Origin of the sequence: Calderihabitans maritimus, assembly GCF_002207765.1 — a bacterium.
In the GTDB taxonomy this organism is placed as follows: Bacteria; Bacillota; KKC1; order Calderihabitantales; family Calderihabitantaceae; genus Calderihabitans; species Calderihabitans maritimus.
Window position 1 is genome coordinate 1 of the sequence record NZ_BDGJ01000197.1, and the last position, 13,678, is coordinate 13,678.

Annotated in this window: 14 protein-coding genes and 2 pseudogenes; 7 read left to right on the forward strand and 9 right to left on the reverse strand. The window is 42.8% G+C overall.

Going from position 1 to position 13,678, the window contains the following annotated elements; genetic code table 11:
- The first annotated feature begins 149 nt into the window (after positions 1–149).
- Positions 150–1,058: a DUF4351 domain-containing protein gene (locus tag KKC1_RS13880; RefSeq protein WP_088555021.1), complete on the forward strand. Its 909-nt coding sequence runs from the start codon at positions 150–152 to the stop codon at positions 1,056–1,058.
- 171 nt (positions 1,059–1,229) lie between these two features.
- Positions 1,230–1,511, forward strand: coding sequence for an AbrB/MazE/SpoVT family DNA-binding domain-containing protein (locus KKC1_RS13885; RefSeq protein ID WP_088555022.1), 282 nt, complete (start codon positions 1,230–1,232; stop codon positions 1,509–1,511).
- A 28-nt stretch (positions 1,512–1,539) separates the two neighbouring features.
- Here KKC1_RS13885 and KKC1_RS13890 read toward each other — a convergent pair whose 3' ends face one another.
- From KKC1_RS13890 to KKC1_RS13900, 3 genes are all read right to left on the reverse strand, one after another.
- The gene (locus tag KKC1_RS13890; protein WP_088555023.1) at positions 1,540–2,652 is read right to left on the reverse strand and encodes a DegT/DnrJ/EryC1/StrS family aminotransferase; all 1,113 of its coding nucleotides are present in this window, start codon (positions 2,650–2,652) and stop codon (positions 1,540–1,542) included.
- A 97-nt stretch (positions 2,653–2,749) separates the two neighbouring features.
- Positions 2,750–2,980, reverse strand: a complete 231-nt coding sequence (locus KKC1_RS13895) for a type II toxin-antitoxin system HicB family antitoxin (RefSeq protein ID WP_088555024.1) — start codon at positions 2,978–2,980, stop codon at positions 2,750–2,752.
- The gene (locus tag KKC1_RS13900) at positions 2,968–3,192 is read right to left on the reverse strand and encodes a hypothetical protein (protein WP_202820099.1); all 225 of its coding nucleotides are present in this window, start codon (positions 3,190–3,192) and stop codon (positions 2,968–2,970) included. The genes KKC1_RS13895 and KKC1_RS13900 overlap by 13 nt, the downstream gene beginning before the upstream one ends.
- 345 nt (positions 3,193–3,537) lie before the next feature.
- Between KKC1_RS13900 and KKC1_RS13905 the strand changes: the two genes are divergently transcribed.
- Together KKC1_RS13905 and KKC1_RS13910 are read left to right on the forward strand one after the other, a co-directional pair.
- Positions 3,538–4,725: an AarF/UbiB family protein gene (locus KKC1_RS13905; RefSeq protein ID WP_088555025.1), complete on the forward strand. Its 1,188-nt coding sequence runs from the start codon at positions 3,538–3,540 to the stop codon at positions 4,723–4,725.
- On the forward strand, positions 4,722–5,804 hold the full coding sequence (locus tag KKC1_RS13910; RefSeq protein ID WP_088555026.1) for a DUF362 domain-containing protein: 1,083 nt from the start codon (positions 4,722–4,724) through the stop codon (positions 5,802–5,804). Before KKC1_RS13905 ends, KKC1_RS13910 begins: the two co-directional genes overlap by 4 nt.
- 16 nt (positions 5,805–5,820) lie before the next feature.
- On the opposite strand, the gene KKC1_RS13915 is transcribed toward KKC1_RS13910, so the two are convergent.
- From KKC1_RS13915 to KKC1_RS13935, 5 genes and pseudogenes are all read right to left on the reverse strand, one after another.
- On the reverse strand, positions 5,821–6,477 hold the full coding sequence (locus KKC1_RS13915) for a PHP domain-containing protein (protein ID WP_088555027.1): 657 nt from the start codon (positions 6,475–6,477) through the stop codon (positions 5,821–5,823).
- A gap of 41 nt (positions 6,478–6,518) precedes the next feature.
- Positions 6,519–7,502, reverse strand: coding sequence for a lysylphosphatidylglycerol synthase transmembrane domain-containing protein (locus KKC1_RS13920; protein ID WP_088555028.1), 984 nt, complete (start codon positions 7,500–7,502; stop codon positions 6,519–6,521).
- Between the two features lie 14 nt (positions 7,503–7,516).
- On the reverse strand, positions 7,517–8,458 hold the full coding sequence (locus KKC1_RS13925; protein ID WP_088555029.1) for a decaprenyl-phosphate phosphoribosyltransferase: 942 nt from the start codon (positions 8,456–8,458) through the stop codon (positions 7,517–7,519).
- 42 nt (positions 8,459–8,500) lie between these two features.
- Complete coding sequence (locus KKC1_RS13930; RefSeq protein ID WP_088555030.1) at positions 8,501–10,276, reverse strand: arabinofuranosyltransferase; 1,776 nt, start codon at positions 10,274–10,276, stop codon at positions 8,501–8,503.
- Between the two features lie 410 nt (positions 10,277–10,686).
- Positions 10,687–11,057: pseudogene (locus tag KKC1_RS13935) on the reverse strand (transposase); the annotation flags it as partial.
- Between the two features lie 292 nt (positions 11,058–11,349).
- Here KKC1_RS13935 and KKC1_RS17140 point away from each other — a divergent pair.
- The 3 genes from KKC1_RS17140 (at position 11,350) to KKC1_RS13950 (ending at position 13,282) form a co-directional block, all read left to right on the forward strand.
- Positions 11,350–11,619, forward strand: a complete 270-nt coding sequence (locus KKC1_RS17140; RefSeq protein ID WP_088555032.1) for a transposase — start codon at positions 11,350–11,352, stop codon at positions 11,617–11,619.
- A gap of 284 nt (positions 11,620–11,903) precedes the next feature.
- The gene (locus KKC1_RS13945; protein ID WP_088555033.1) at positions 11,904–12,623 is read left to right on the forward strand and encodes a hypothetical protein; all 720 of its coding nucleotides are present in this window, start codon (positions 11,904–11,906) and stop codon (positions 12,621–12,623) included.
- An 80-nt stretch (positions 12,624–12,703) separates the two neighbouring features.
- Entirely contained in the window at positions 12,704–13,282 is a 579-nt protein-coding gene (locus KKC1_RS13950) for a hypothetical protein (RefSeq protein ID WP_088555034.1), read from the forward strand.
- A 149-nt stretch (positions 13,283–13,431) separates the two neighbouring features.
- Here KKC1_RS13950 and KKC1_RS13955 read toward each other — a convergent pair.
- Positions 13,432–13,629: pseudogene (locus tag KKC1_RS13955) on the reverse strand (ATP-binding protein); the annotation flags it as partial.
- Positions 13,630–13,678 lie beyond the last annotated feature (49 nt).

The window sequence follows — 13,678 nt, forward strand, 5'->3', positions numbered from 1 at the left end:
ATCGTAATTTGACGTACACTTTTAAGCCTCGATTGGAGCAGGGAAAATTTTACCCGATACTACTTGACACATTCCGCTGTACAACCAGCCTTGCCGGAGCCTTAACTGTCTGGTAAAATTAAGTCAGGATGAATCAGGCGGTGATATTTTTGCAGCCAAAAAGCGGTAACCGGTATGACATTACCATTAAAGACTTATTTGCCGACGGGACAGAAGATCTCATCAATTACTTCAGTGACATCCGGGCTACAGTAGTCAACGACCTGAAAATTGAGTTCCCCCAGGTGGAAACCAGGTTCTCCGACCTGGTCGTAGAGGCAATGAGTGAACAAGGTCCTCTGGCCATCCATCTGGAGTTCCAAAGCCATAACGACCGGGAAATGCCCTACCGCATGCTGCGCTACGCTTTAGAAATTCATAAAACCTACCGCCTGCCCGTCTACCAGGTGGTCATCTATCTCGGTCAGCGGGAAATGAACATGGCCGGTCAACTGCATTACCGCCTGGGAACTGAAAATATGCTGGACTATCGTTATCGTCTTGTCGATTTGGGTAAACTGAACTATGAGGAATTGAGAAATACACCCTACCAGCAACTGCGTTCTTTGCTACCGCTGGTGGACCGGGAAAAACGTAACAGAGACAAGGAAAAATTTCTCCGGCAATGCGTAGAAGATATTATAGCCAGCAACCTGGACCAGGAAGCCAAAAAAACAGCGCTCTTCAGAGCGGAAATTTTTGCCGGTTTGATTTACGATAAACAGACTATTGATGCCGTTTTTCAGGAGGTGGAAAAAATGCTGGGCATCGAAGAATCCGCCGGTTACCAAAGGATTTTTGAAAAGGGTATGAAAAAAGGCATGGAAGAAGGCAGGAAAGAAGGTAGGGAAGAATCCTTGGTAGACATTACCATTAGACTTTTGATTAAAAAGTTCCGTAAGCTGCCAAAGGAGTATGTGGTCAGAATAAAAGAACAAGATACCTATGTACTACAGCAGTTGATAGATAACATCTTTGATATCAATGAACTGTCCGAACTGGATGACTACCTGCATTAAAACTGTACCCCGCCCCACTGCCACCGCAGTGGGGTTCATTTTTGACTAAGTTCAGAACCGTCCCCGGCTTAAATACAGGTTCAACGACTTGAACCGAAAGAGGTAATAATTCTTATTGCTTATGATAAGAATACTTAATATAATAACAGTAGAACGGGAGGGAATAGTACTATGGAAGATAGGCTTATCAGTCCAACCGAACGTGGGCAAATTACTATTCCAAAAGAGGTCAGGGAGAAGCTACAAATTACTCCTAAGACCAAATTTCGCGTTTACGTAGATAATAACCGAGTTGTTTTAGAACCAGTTTCATCACTAGACTTACTATTGAAAGAGTTCGAGGTAGAGGCTCGGGAAAAAGGGTATACGCGGGATAAGATAGAAAGAGAAATTGAAGCGGTACGGGAAAAACTGATGAGGGATCTATACGGCAATGATAACGGTACTACTTGATACGAATATCTTAATAATATCATTCCCTTCAAAACGTCGCCAAAGCCCTCTCCAGCGTCTTCACCACATAATCAACCTGCTCTTCCGTAAGGTTATTGTAAAACGGCAGGGCGATGGTTGATTTGGCCACCCGCTCGGTCACCGGAAAGTCGCCTTCTTTGTAGCCGAACTGTTCCACATAAAACGGCTGCAGGTGAATGGGGGTAAAATAAGGACGGCTGCCCACACCATGGGCCGTCAGGTATTCCATCACCTTATCCCGGTCAATGCCTTCCTCCAGCCTGATGACGTACACAAACCAGCTCATCCTGTTTACTTCCGGCGCTACGTAAGGCACCTTTACCCCTTCAATCTCGCGCAGCCTCTCGTTGTACATCCGAGCCACCTTTTCCCTCTTGGCCAGCAGCTCTTCTATCCGCTCCAGTTGCGCAATCCCCAGGGCGGCACTCAGCTCATCCATCCGGTAGTTAAACCCCAGCCGCTCGTGACAGAGCCACGCTCCGTCCTCTCCCCGCCCCTGGTTGCGCATACTGCGGCAAAGCTTGGCTATTTCCTCATCATCGGTAACGATTACCCCGCCTTCGCCGGTGGTCATCTGCTTGTTGGGGTAAAAAGCAAAGACTGCCCCGTCGCCCTGCGCCCCCGCTTTTCTGCCCCTGTATTCCGCCCCAATCGCCTCGCAGGCATCTTCTATCACCGCCAGCCCGTGTTTTTGCGCTATTTCCCTTACCCGCTCCATATCCACCGGCTGGCCGAAAACGTGCACCGGCAAAATGGCCCTGGTGCGTTCTGTAATCTTTTCCTCAATCCTGTCTACATCAATGTTCAACGTCAGCGGGTCTATATCCACAAATACCGGCCTGGCCCTCTCGTAAAGAATACAGTTGGCCGAAGCCACAAAACTAAAGGGGGTGGTAATCACTTCGTCCCCCTCGCCGATACCCAGGCTGCGCACCAAAAGGTGAAGCCCGCTGGTCCCGCTGTTCACCGCCACCGCAAACCGCCGACCGACGTACGCAGCCATTTTCTCTTCAAATTCCTTCACCTTCGGCCCCATACTCAACCACCGGGACCGCAGCACCTCATTGACCAGTTCAATTTCCCTCTCCGTAATATCCGGGCCGGAAAGAGGTATTCGCATAAACATGCACCCCTATTCGCTAACAAGATGAGCTGAGAAAATTAACACCTGTTCTTATGAAACTTGCCGAACTTACTTTTCATCCGTAGCATAACTTCTACCTGCTGTAATTAGCACCAGAAAAAGGCATTGGGACTTCTAGACCCTGCTCTAACCTAGTTTCTATCCACGCTCTCCTAGCATCCTCTCCCATAGCAATTGCTTCCTCTATTGTATCCCCATCGCTTATACAACCCGGAAGATCCGGGTAAGTAATGAGAAAACCGCCTCCTTCTTCTTCCGATAATGTTTCGATTTTATAAGGATATTTTAAATCTACCCATCCCATGACGCCCGCTCCTCCTCGACATGCTTGGTTACATCAATTTCTTTCCAAATTTCTTGACCCACTCCTTGTAACTCCAAGATACTTCGACGCGGACTTACTTCCGCCTGCCGCCGAATCGAAAGCGCCAACTCTTCTATCAGGCGAAGCTGCTGGGCTAAATCCAGTTGCTTTGCCATTTGTAACAGCTTCTGATAATCGTTATCGGCTTTCAATTCTTTTAGCCTCCCTCTTTTTCATTACTCCTATCTGCAGACAATAGCCCTGGATGTTCATTGTAAAGACCCCACTGGTCCATAATATGATCTCCTTGTCAATTTCTACGCCGAATCTACTTTAATTCACGACCTGATAAAACGGGTTCGCTTTTTGATTCGACAACACCCGTGGAAGTCCTGCCCCAGGTACGCACCCAAGCTGATCAGCCAATGGAACGGGCCAAAGAGTTCTAGGAAAAAGGATTTTACCTTAATTTGTTGAAAAGTTATCAGGGCGACGAATTATATCAGCGGTAACCTCCAGCAGGGAATTCTCCTGGAAAGAAGGAAATATAAACGGGATTGTTGCGAAGCCTAAAACTGCTCATGTTGTTGAAGAAAGCGCTACAATCTACCTCCTATGACGAAATATCGGCCACCTTGGGAAAATTACACGGGTTCCCGCAAAAAGCCGGCCAACATTTGACTCTATACCTCACGGACAGATTTCAATCCTTCTACCAGCTATACAACCAGGGAAAACCGGAGCCAATAAGAATTCATGACCTACTCAAGGAAGCAGGAATCTGCGATGGTATAGAAGATATTGCGCTGGCTGCGCAGGCATCGATCGGCCAGGTATATCGCCTCAGGTACAAAAACAAAGAATATGCGGTCAAAGTCAAGTACGAAGGAATTGAAAGAAAGATCAGGAGCGACTTTTCCCTGGTATCTTTTGTTCTGTTCTGCCTAAAATTCTTTCCCTTTTTCAATCCGGCAGTAATTGAAGTTGCCGATTCTATCAGGCGAAAACTACTGGAAGAATGTGATTACATAAAGGAAGCCTACTCGCAACAACTGCTTGGAGAACTTCTAAGTAAGGAAAAAGATATTCTCATCCCTAGAGTGGAGTCGCAATTTTGCAACGACAAGCTGCTGGTCAACGAATGGATTTCCGGAACACCTTTACACGAATTTCTCAAACAGGAAACAGCCGCACAAAAACAATGGTTCCTCAGAACCTATCTTCATTTCGTCGGTCGTTCTATTGTAGAAGGGCTAATTCATGCCGATCCTCACCCGGGAAACTTCCTAATTGTCAATGAAAAGGGCGCTCCCAAACTGGCAGTCCTCGATTTTGGGTGCATGGTAGAATTAACTAATCAGGAAAAAGGAGCGCTGATCAGGTTGCTGCTGGGAGAATACCAGAACGAAGACGAACTGATTGAGGATCTAAGAATCCTTGGTTTCACGGAAACCACCTTGACTGAATACCAGCCGGTGTTAGGGGACATCGTCAGTATCCTGCTGGAACCTTTCTACTATGACGGCGAATACGATTTCCGCCACTGGCGCATGCAGTACAAGTTAAACACCATCTTGTCTTCCCGCCCCTGGAAGGAGCCGTTGAGCCCGCCGGCTAAGGTAATCTATGTGATGAGGGTATTTCATGGCCTGTATTTCTATGCCAGGAGCAACGATCTTAAAATCAACTGGTATCGAGGCGTCAGACAGCCCTTAAATCAACACCAGGAGGAGGTCTTACCATGAGTACCGTCTACGTTTTGAAAACCCGGCCGGAAACCGTACTCGATGATTACGCCAGGTTGCTTGAAATGGCCCAGGTTCACAAACACCTGGACGCTAGCATCACAACCATACTGAAAGACAATATTTCCTGGCACTTCCCCTACCTGAGCGCCAATACAACCCCATGGCAGCTGGAGGGAACTATCCTTGGCCTGCGCAAATTAGGTTTTAAAGACATAACCTGTGTTCAAAACAAAACCGTGGTAACCAATGCCTTCAAAGGCGAGAAGCTGAACAAATACAGACCAATTTTTAAGAAGTACGATATCCCCGTCCTTTACAACTTTCGAGACGAAGATATGAAATGGGTGGTTTACGAGCCTAAGGGCCAAATGCTGGTCCTGGATAAGATTTTCCCCGAGGGCATCCGCATTCCGGACTACTTTTTCGGGAAAAACATGGTTCACCTGCCCACCATGAAGTGTCATATTTACACTACCACGACCGGCGCTATGAAAAACGCTTTTGGAGGCCTCCTCAATACCAAACGACACTACACCCACAGTGTCATCCATGAAACCCTGGTCGACTTGCTCACCATCCAAAAAGAAATTCACCCCGGCATCTTTGCCGTTATGGATGGAACCGTCTGCGGCAACGGTCCCGGGCCCAGAACTATGGAGCCCATAGAAAAAGATTACATCCTGGCCAGCCACGATCAGGTCGCCATCGATGCAGTGGCAGCTAAAATGATGGGTTTTGACCCCTTGAGCCTACCCTTTATTCGTATCGCCCATGAAAAAGGATTGGGTATCGGTGATCCCCGGGAAATAAAAGTCGTGGGAGAAGACATTAACAACGTCAACTTCGGATTCAGAGTTGGGGACAACCTGGCCTCCCGGGTAGGAGACATCTTATGGTTCGGGCCTTTAAAATCAATTCAAAATCTGTTTTTCCGCACTCCTTTAGTCAATTTATTCATTTTCGGCTCTTTCTTCTACCACGACTATTTATGGTGGCCCACCAAAGGCAGAAAGAGGATGGAATACGTGAAGAAACATTTCCGGTGGGGGCAGTTATTTGAGCAATATGAAGAGTAAATGATGCACCTCGGGTTTATACCGAGGTGCACCTATTTTGCCATTTGACCAACCTAGTTCCTCCATGAACCAATAAACTGCTTCTTCTCAATTTTCTCTGGCTACTGGTTTTTAAGCACTCAAGAAACTGCCTCTGATCCGCAAAGTCCTGTAGAAACAGTTTTACATTACCAATCTCCATAGAAAAATGAGCATCGCTACCGGCTATTTCAGGTATACAATGCTGTTTCGCCAATTGTTCAGCCTTCCTGTTGTCGTGGCGATAATTATTGCGCGAGTTAAAGGTCTCAATAATATCCACCTTATCTATAATCCTGTGCAAAGCTGAAGTGCGGATAGCAGAACTCCTAAAACGGTCAAATGGGTGAGGTACTACCACTAACCCATCCTGTTCCCTTATTCTCTCAACTGTTTCTTCCGGGGAAAGACCCGGCGGGATCTTTTCCTCCAGAAACAACCCAATCAGCTCTCCTTCACTGGTTCTAATCTCTTCACCCACAATCACCTTGAAAGGAGCATACTTTTTTAACTGAAGCGCCCCTTGAGTCTCATTATGGTCCGTTATCGCCACGCAGTTAAGCCCAACTTTCCGGCACCTTTCTACCAACCGTTCTAATTTCAGATTACAATCTGCGGAGTATTCAGTATGTATATGAAAGTCACAGATAAGCATAGGACCGCTAATTCCTCCCGCAGGAGCCCTATTATCTCCAATCAGGAACTAACTTCCACACTGTTCTGTCTCGCTTCCTCAGCCGCTCCACCGAATTTCTTAAGATTCCACATCAATGTACTAACTCCTATCAAAACTCCAAACCAGAGAGTGCCAAACCTGATGATCAATGTCGCCGCAACGGCAACGGCTTTGGGTACGCCCTGCATAAGCATCAGCCCGGTCATACTTCCCTCGGCCACCCCCAGCCCGCCGGGGACCATGGACACTGCTCCGGCTATGGAGGAGAAGGAAAAAATGAACATAGAACTTACCAGAGACTGGTCGACAAAGAAACCTTTGAAAACCATGTATAAAGCCCAGCATTCAAAAAACCAGGACAGAAAACTGATAGCAATCGCCTTAAGTAGGATTGGAAACCTTAACATTAAAAAGGTACTCTCATAGGCCGTTCTAATACTCCCGGCAAAACGGTTAACCAACGGCAACTTTCCTAAAAACTCCAGGATCGTCAGAGAGGTCTTCCTTGACTGCACCACAAGAATAAACAGGGCCAGAAGCAGAAAAGTACCGACCAACAGTTGTCGACCGTAAGCAAAAATAGTGGCTCCAAAGCTGGCCAACAGAACCATGCCGATCAGATCCGTGATTCGTTCAGTTACCACAATAGGCGCCGTCCGGCTGATAGGTATGCCCTTGAGTTTCTCCAGCAAGAATGACTTGAGAACTTCTCCTATCTTGGCCGGGGTAATGGACATGGTCAAACCGCTCAGGAAAACGACTAAACTTTCCCGCAGAGCCAGAGAAATATTCAATTCACGCAAATACATACCCCACTTTACAAAGCGAAGAAGGTAGTTTACAGCGGTAAAAACTATGGCCAGTCCCAAATACCGCCATTGAAACTCTACCAGAACCGCCTGAAGTTTCCGCAAGTCGGCAAACAGGGCAAAGCCAATCATGACTAAAAAGCCCAGAATAATTCCCGCAAAAATCTTGGACTTGATCTTTTCCAGTACGTTCACTGAGTTTCACTCTCTCAAAAATATTTCAGGATTATTATCACACTAACTCCATAAAGGATAACCGTAAGTAGAATATGCTTGTCCTCCAACAGTATCCTTTCCGGACTGCCTCCCTGATTTCTTATATGAACGAGATACAAATATCGAAACATCCCGTAGATGACAAACGGTATGGTAAACATCAGTTCCACAGGTTTGTCCGAGGTGAAGGTATACAAGGCATATGCCATTATAGTGGCGGCAGTAACAATAGAAATTAACTGGTCCAAAAGATGAGTGGAGTACTCCCCTAAAACTGGCCGATGTTCCTCTTTTTCATCTTGAAGAAGGACTAACTCATGGCGCCGCTTGGCCAGAGCCAGAAACAGAGCCAAAAGCATGGTACATATCAAAAACCAGGAAGTCAACTGTACACCAATTACCACTGCCCCTGAAACGGCCCTCAAAATAAAACCCAGGGCAATTATCATTACGTCAACAATAACCACATGTTTTAGCCTTAACGTATAAGCCACATTGATCAAAAAATAAAAGGCCATAATTACTCCGAAAAGATAATCCAGGTAAAAAGACATCGCCAAACTAAATGTCAATATGACAATTCCGCTAACAGTCGCCGCCGTAACACTCAACTTTCCTGACGCAATGGGTCTGTATTTCTTTGTTGGATGTAATCTATCCTTCTCTCGATCAAAAATGTCATTTAGTATGTAAACCGTTCCTGAAATAAAGCAGAACGCAAAAAAAGCCCCTATACTCCGTATTAGTAATTCCGCATCAAAAATGTTCTCGGAAAAAATTAGAGCAGCGAATACAATCAGGTTCTTGGTCCATTGTTTAGGGCGAAGTTCAAGGATCAAATGCCTGATAAAACCACCATAACTCTTCGGGTAGTATGGTTGTGATCCCGCGAAACTCTCTCCACCGCGTTTCAATTGTAATCCGGTCTGTTTCATAAGCCCACCCTATTCTAGAAATATTACTCAGTGGGGTAAGATCTACCTGCCACTTTCAGGATTCAGCTTGAATAAAACGTAACCATTGTCTTCAATACGTTCAAAGTATTGGCTGCTGAACAGCTTACCGTCGAAGCTTATGTGGACAGATTTGCCTCCATTAGGAAAGTTATCATCCGATATGTTTAAATGATACTTTCCATCTTTATAATTCAACCAAATATAATCAATCTTACTGTACTTGTTGTTAGCCAACTTTCGGGCAAACTCTTCTGGATTATCAATTTTACTTAAGCTTTCCAAAAAGGATAACCTTTCATGAAACCTTGCTGCCGGATGACTATAGTGAGCGTTGTTTACAATGAAAGCGTATACCGGGGCGTAAGCTAGCAGCTCAAAGTTACTTGTTAAAAAAACTTTTCCCTTATACTCAGGCTTGTTGAACGTTTTCGCAAGTTTAACGTTAACCTTCTGTTTATTTGCATTTTCCAAAAGCTTGTTCCTTTCGACGCCGGTAATATAGGTCTGCAACGTGAAAAGTATAAATGCAGCTGTCAAAAAAGCCACCCCAGTATTTTTAATAATTTTTCTAACCTTTGCTTCTTTCAGCAGACTCCAAATGGCTAATCCAGCTGCTGGCATTAAAACGGTATTAATCATCTGGTTTACTTTAACGTGCAGAATTGGCAAGTTAAACGCTATAATCATTACGTACCCAACTAAGTACCAAATGTAACAAGCTGCAAGTAACAACTTCAGACTAGACGTAGTTTTGTTATTAACAAAAATCAAGTAAAGAAAGCCTCCCAACAGTATAACACCTGAAAAGTTAAGGTTGAAGAAAGGTATGTAAAAATTGATGTGGCCTGGAGTAAACCACCTGTTTTGAAGCGGCTCGCTTCCAAATTTGATCAAGCTGTATAACAGGGGACCCCAGTACGGCAAACTTAGAGCAGCCGATACGATTAAAACGTAGATTTTCAATACAAATTCTCGAATTATCTTGCGAGCCGATTCGCCGGCACCAAGATGTATCAATATATTAAGAATTAGACTAAGTCCTCCAATGAAAAAATAGTAGTAATATGTCTGAAACAGCAGGGCACCTATAACTCCCCCTATAAACACTCTACTTCCCTTTATACTTTCTCCGGATACCCTTTCGACGTAGTAAAGCCACCAGGGCACAAACAAGCTTAGCGATATAAATTCATAAGGCTTGTATAGTAGCAGACCATTGAAGACCAAAAAATTTAAAAATGTGATAATTATTGCTGCTTCCCGAGAAACTATCTGCCTCCACAAAGAAAAAACAGCAAAGGGTAATAAAAATGCTGTCAAGAACACACCATACCGAACCATTAGATAGGGCGCTTTTCCCAGGAACAAACTGATTTTACCGAGAACGTAGAAATATAAAGGCGGATAAAAGGATGGCAATCCTTTGTAGGTGAAATCAACAAACGACCAGTTTTGTGAAAACTTGGTTATAGAACTGGTGACAAACCAAGCGTCGCCCCAAATTCCGTTAAGACCAAATGGAGTGGATCTAAAAGGAATATATAACACTGCAACTATAAAGATGCTGAGCAAGCAAATTACTAAAAGCGGATAACGTTGCACTTTGTTCCAATTAATGACTACTACGTAGATAGCCGACGCAAAAATTATTATTAGCGTCCTAGCTAACAAATGCATATTGGGATAAGTTGATGGTATCTGTTGTATTACACCCTTAACCATAAATACCAGTACTAAAAAAGAAAGAATTACTGCACTTACTGTTCTTGGAAAAGAATTCATATTTATTTCAAGCAAAAGTGGAGCCTCCTCGTTTGTAAACTTGCTTATTCTCTGCAATAATCATTGATACATTCGACATCTTTCCATCAATTTCCTGCCTTAACATCTAACAAAACCGCACCGTAATCTAACGGGTCAAAACCGTATACACTCCTATTGAATTGTCTCATTTCACGTAAGTAGTAAATCTGGTATCCTCTATCCACGAATTCTCGAAGTTTCTCTTCGGCCAAAAGATATTTGTATTTAACCTTAATTTGAGGATCAGTGTTAAGGTTTCTTAAATAAACCCCAGGGCAATTATCATTACGTCAACAATAACCACTCGTTTGCGGGTCTCTGACTTGCTAAGGCACGAATCTTTTCGAGGACATCGCTGACAGTCTTTCTCGGAAAAATAAAAGGTCAGGCCACCTTTTCGATGTGGAGTACTGCCTAATCCCTAATAATTTCGCCTGGGTTTTTATGGGGATATTAGAGTTGTCCCACTTAACTAGAGCCATACGCTCGGCCCGTGATAATTCAGAAACCCAAATTTTTTCAACCAGGACAATTGCGTTGTCCAACTTCGGCATATAAATCCTGGATTTATATTCTGCTTTCATTGCCTCGATATTCTTTTCTTCGCCGATAAATAGCTGGGGTAGTCTTTCAACAGCCTCTTTTTTCCAACGCTTCGGCAAATTGGGGTGGATACCATGTTCTGAGGCTATGTGTGAAATCGATTTTTCTTCATTGAGAATTTCCAATACAAATCGCTTTTAAATTCCGGTGAATAGCTTTTTCGAACGGGCATTTGCCCCTTTTAAGCCCCCCTGTTTTGCTTCGTACCTTAGCATTCTGCATACGGTGCTATATATTTAGTCCAGTTCCACGGGATGCGTTTTAACCCGTAGAGAGCGTGCAACTTTTATTGATTATCGCTGCAAAACGAAAGGACGGGAGGTGAAAATGTAGGAAATTGATGGGAAGCTGCCGAATGTATAAATGTATATATGGTCGCGATAGTACTAACTCCAACATTTTTGTAGTTGAAAAGAAACTTTATTAGTAATGAGGCCCTTGGTGGGCCTCGTAGTCGATTTTATGTGAGGCTGGAAGTATTTGAAAACCGACCTCGTGGTATAAAGTGCGCGATGCGGATGCGAAAGATGATTGAACGCGTATTTGCCGAAGCGGAAACCTGGCACCGGATGATGAGAGCCCGGTATCGTGGCCTGGAGCGGGTAGCCATTCAAGTGCTGATGACCTTTATATGCCTAAATGCGAAGAAAATGGCGCACAGAGCCAGATTAGCTTCAGAAATCGCTACAAAGATGACATTGATTAGGGAATATTGGCAGGAAAGGGGATTGTAGTAACACGAATTAGTCAAAATCAGGTAATCCTCGTAAACCTAGAGCTTCAACGGTTATCGGATTTTTCAGAGATCTCGCCCGTAAAAATGTCGCTTAAGGTGTTGACAAATTGGGGGTCACTACACAGTTAAGGAATATAGCGGTTATCTTATTTTTCCGCTCGCCGTTAGTAAACCTGTTTATTTTTGGGTTATTCTTCTATCACGATTATCTCCGGTGACCAATAAAGGTAAAAAAGAAAATGGAGTATATGAAAAAAAGTTACAGGTGAGGGAGGTTGTTTGATGAATATAGGGAAAAATTATAGGCAAGCATTAGGAGAAAGCTCTTTTTTTAGAACAAAATTATTTAGCTTAAAAACCATTATAAACTTATCATTATGTTATGTAATGATTGTTATTTTATCAAACGTTACTATAAGGTATTTGAGTAAATTAGTTGGTTATAATCCTCCTACATATTGGCCCATTAGTATTTTTTCGCTAAGATTATTACCAACCGTAAAGCAATTTCTGTTAGCTTTAGCAATTTTTATATTATTTCACTTTATTATTAAAAAACTTTTAGTTAATACGAGACTTTATTTAATCATAACTTCAGGAATTATTTTAATTTTACTTACCAATTTATTACAGGGTTGGTCAGGGCTAGTAACCCCTATAGCTGGTGGTGGGGTTAAAGGCATTCAGTATTATCATGATGCCATAAAAATTAGTAATCCACTATATTTTTTGTCTCATTTTGAAGAGCTTCAACCTAACCTACTTGTTCATTCCCAAACACATCCTCCAGGAGCAGTATTATTATTTTATTTAATGTATAGGTCTTTAAAAAAGCCTGAGTTAATGGTAATTACCATAATATTTGTCTCTGTAGTATTATCTGTTTACTTTCTAAAGAATATACTTGCTGAGGAGTTCGATAATAATATCTCAAATTACGTAAGCTTTTTATTCTTATTAATTCCTAGTATACAAATTTATTACCTACACTGGATGCATTAATATCGAGTGTATTATTAGGGGTAATATATTTTTTTAAGCATTCAAATAGATTTGTAAGTATATTAGGAACAACATTTTGTTTGTTTATTGCCTCATTTTTAACCTTTGGTTTTTTATTTATTATACCAGTGTTATTATTTTACGAAGTGTTAAGAGAAAAAAATATTATTAAATTGCTAATCACTATAACATCTCTATTTCTTATATATTTAGTTATATATGTTGTATTCAATTTCAATTATTTGAATTCTTTTAGAATTGCTTCTTCAATAGAAAACCCGGAAGGTTTTAGACTTCTGTCTGATCCTATAGATTACTTTTTTACTCGTTTAGAAAACATCTTTGAAATATTACTATTTTTAGGGCCGTTTTTAACTATTCTAGCCTTTTGGGGAATTACTATTTTGAAAAAAAAGAGTAAGGATTTATTTATAATAACTATACTAGGTGTTTCTTCCCTTCTAGCAATGTTTCTAACAGGGGCATATAAAACGGGAGAAACTGCTCGAGCGTGTATCTTTATCTACCCATTTCTTATGTTTCCAATAGCAGCATATTTAGAGAACCGTAATATAGGCTTTAGTGAACAATATCAATTGTCATGGTTAACATTTGGACAAGCTGTTCTAATGCAGCTATTTGGCTTTTATTTTTGGTAAAAATTACAATAAATATTTTTCTATATACGTGAAATTTTGAGATGACGCTATGTTAAATGGCAAGGCCGAATTAGAGATTCCCCAAATCGCCGGTTGAAAAGTTCCGGTTTTGGCCGGAAAAAGTCCAACATCCCCGGGTATATAGTTTGTTAGGCCGGCTTCACCTCCGGTGTGGGGGGTGCAGTAGAAAGTCCTGCTTTACGTCTTTTGCGCAACCTGTAACTCTCGCCCCGAATGTTGATGGTAACTGAGTGGTGAAGGAGGCGGTCAAGTAGGGCCGCCGCTGTCACCGGATCTCCCAGAAAGTCCGCCCAATCCCCGTAGCTCTTGTTAGAAGTTAGTATTATGCCCTCGTTCAAAGCGGCGGGAGATATTGACTGCAAATATGATTGTAGT

What these genes read in the sequence shown, in the direction of transcription:
- KKC1_RS13925 (WP_088555029.1), bottom strand. Translation starts at nt 8,458, where the DNA reads ATGAAACAGACCGGATTACAATTGAAACGCGGTGGAGAGAGTTTCGCG.
- KKC1_RS13910 (WP_088555026.1), top strand. Translation starts at nt 4,722, where the DNA reads ATGAGTACCGTCTACGTTTTGAAAACCCGGCCGGAAACCGTACTCGAT.
- KKC1_RS13885 (WP_088555022.1), top strand. Translation starts at nt 1,230, where the DNA reads ATGGAAGATAGGCTTATCAGTCCAACCGAACGTGGGCAAATTACTATT.
- KKC1_RS13895 (WP_088555024.1), bottom strand. Translation starts at nt 2,980, where the DNA reads ATGGGATGGGTAGATTTAAAATATCCTTATAAAATCGAAACATTATCG.
- KKC1_RS13890 (WP_088555023.1), bottom strand. Translation starts at nt 2,652, where the DNA reads ATGCGAATACCTCTTTCCGGCCCGGATATTACGGAGAGGGAAATTGAA.
- KKC1_RS13915 (WP_088555027.1), bottom strand. Translation starts at nt 6,477, where the DNA reads ATGCTTATCTGTGACTTTCATATACATACTGAATACTCCGCAGATTGT.
- KKC1_RS13945 (WP_088555033.1), top strand. Translation starts at nt 11,904, where the DNA reads ATGAATATAGGGAAAAATTATAGGCAAGCATTAGGAGAAAGCTCTTTT.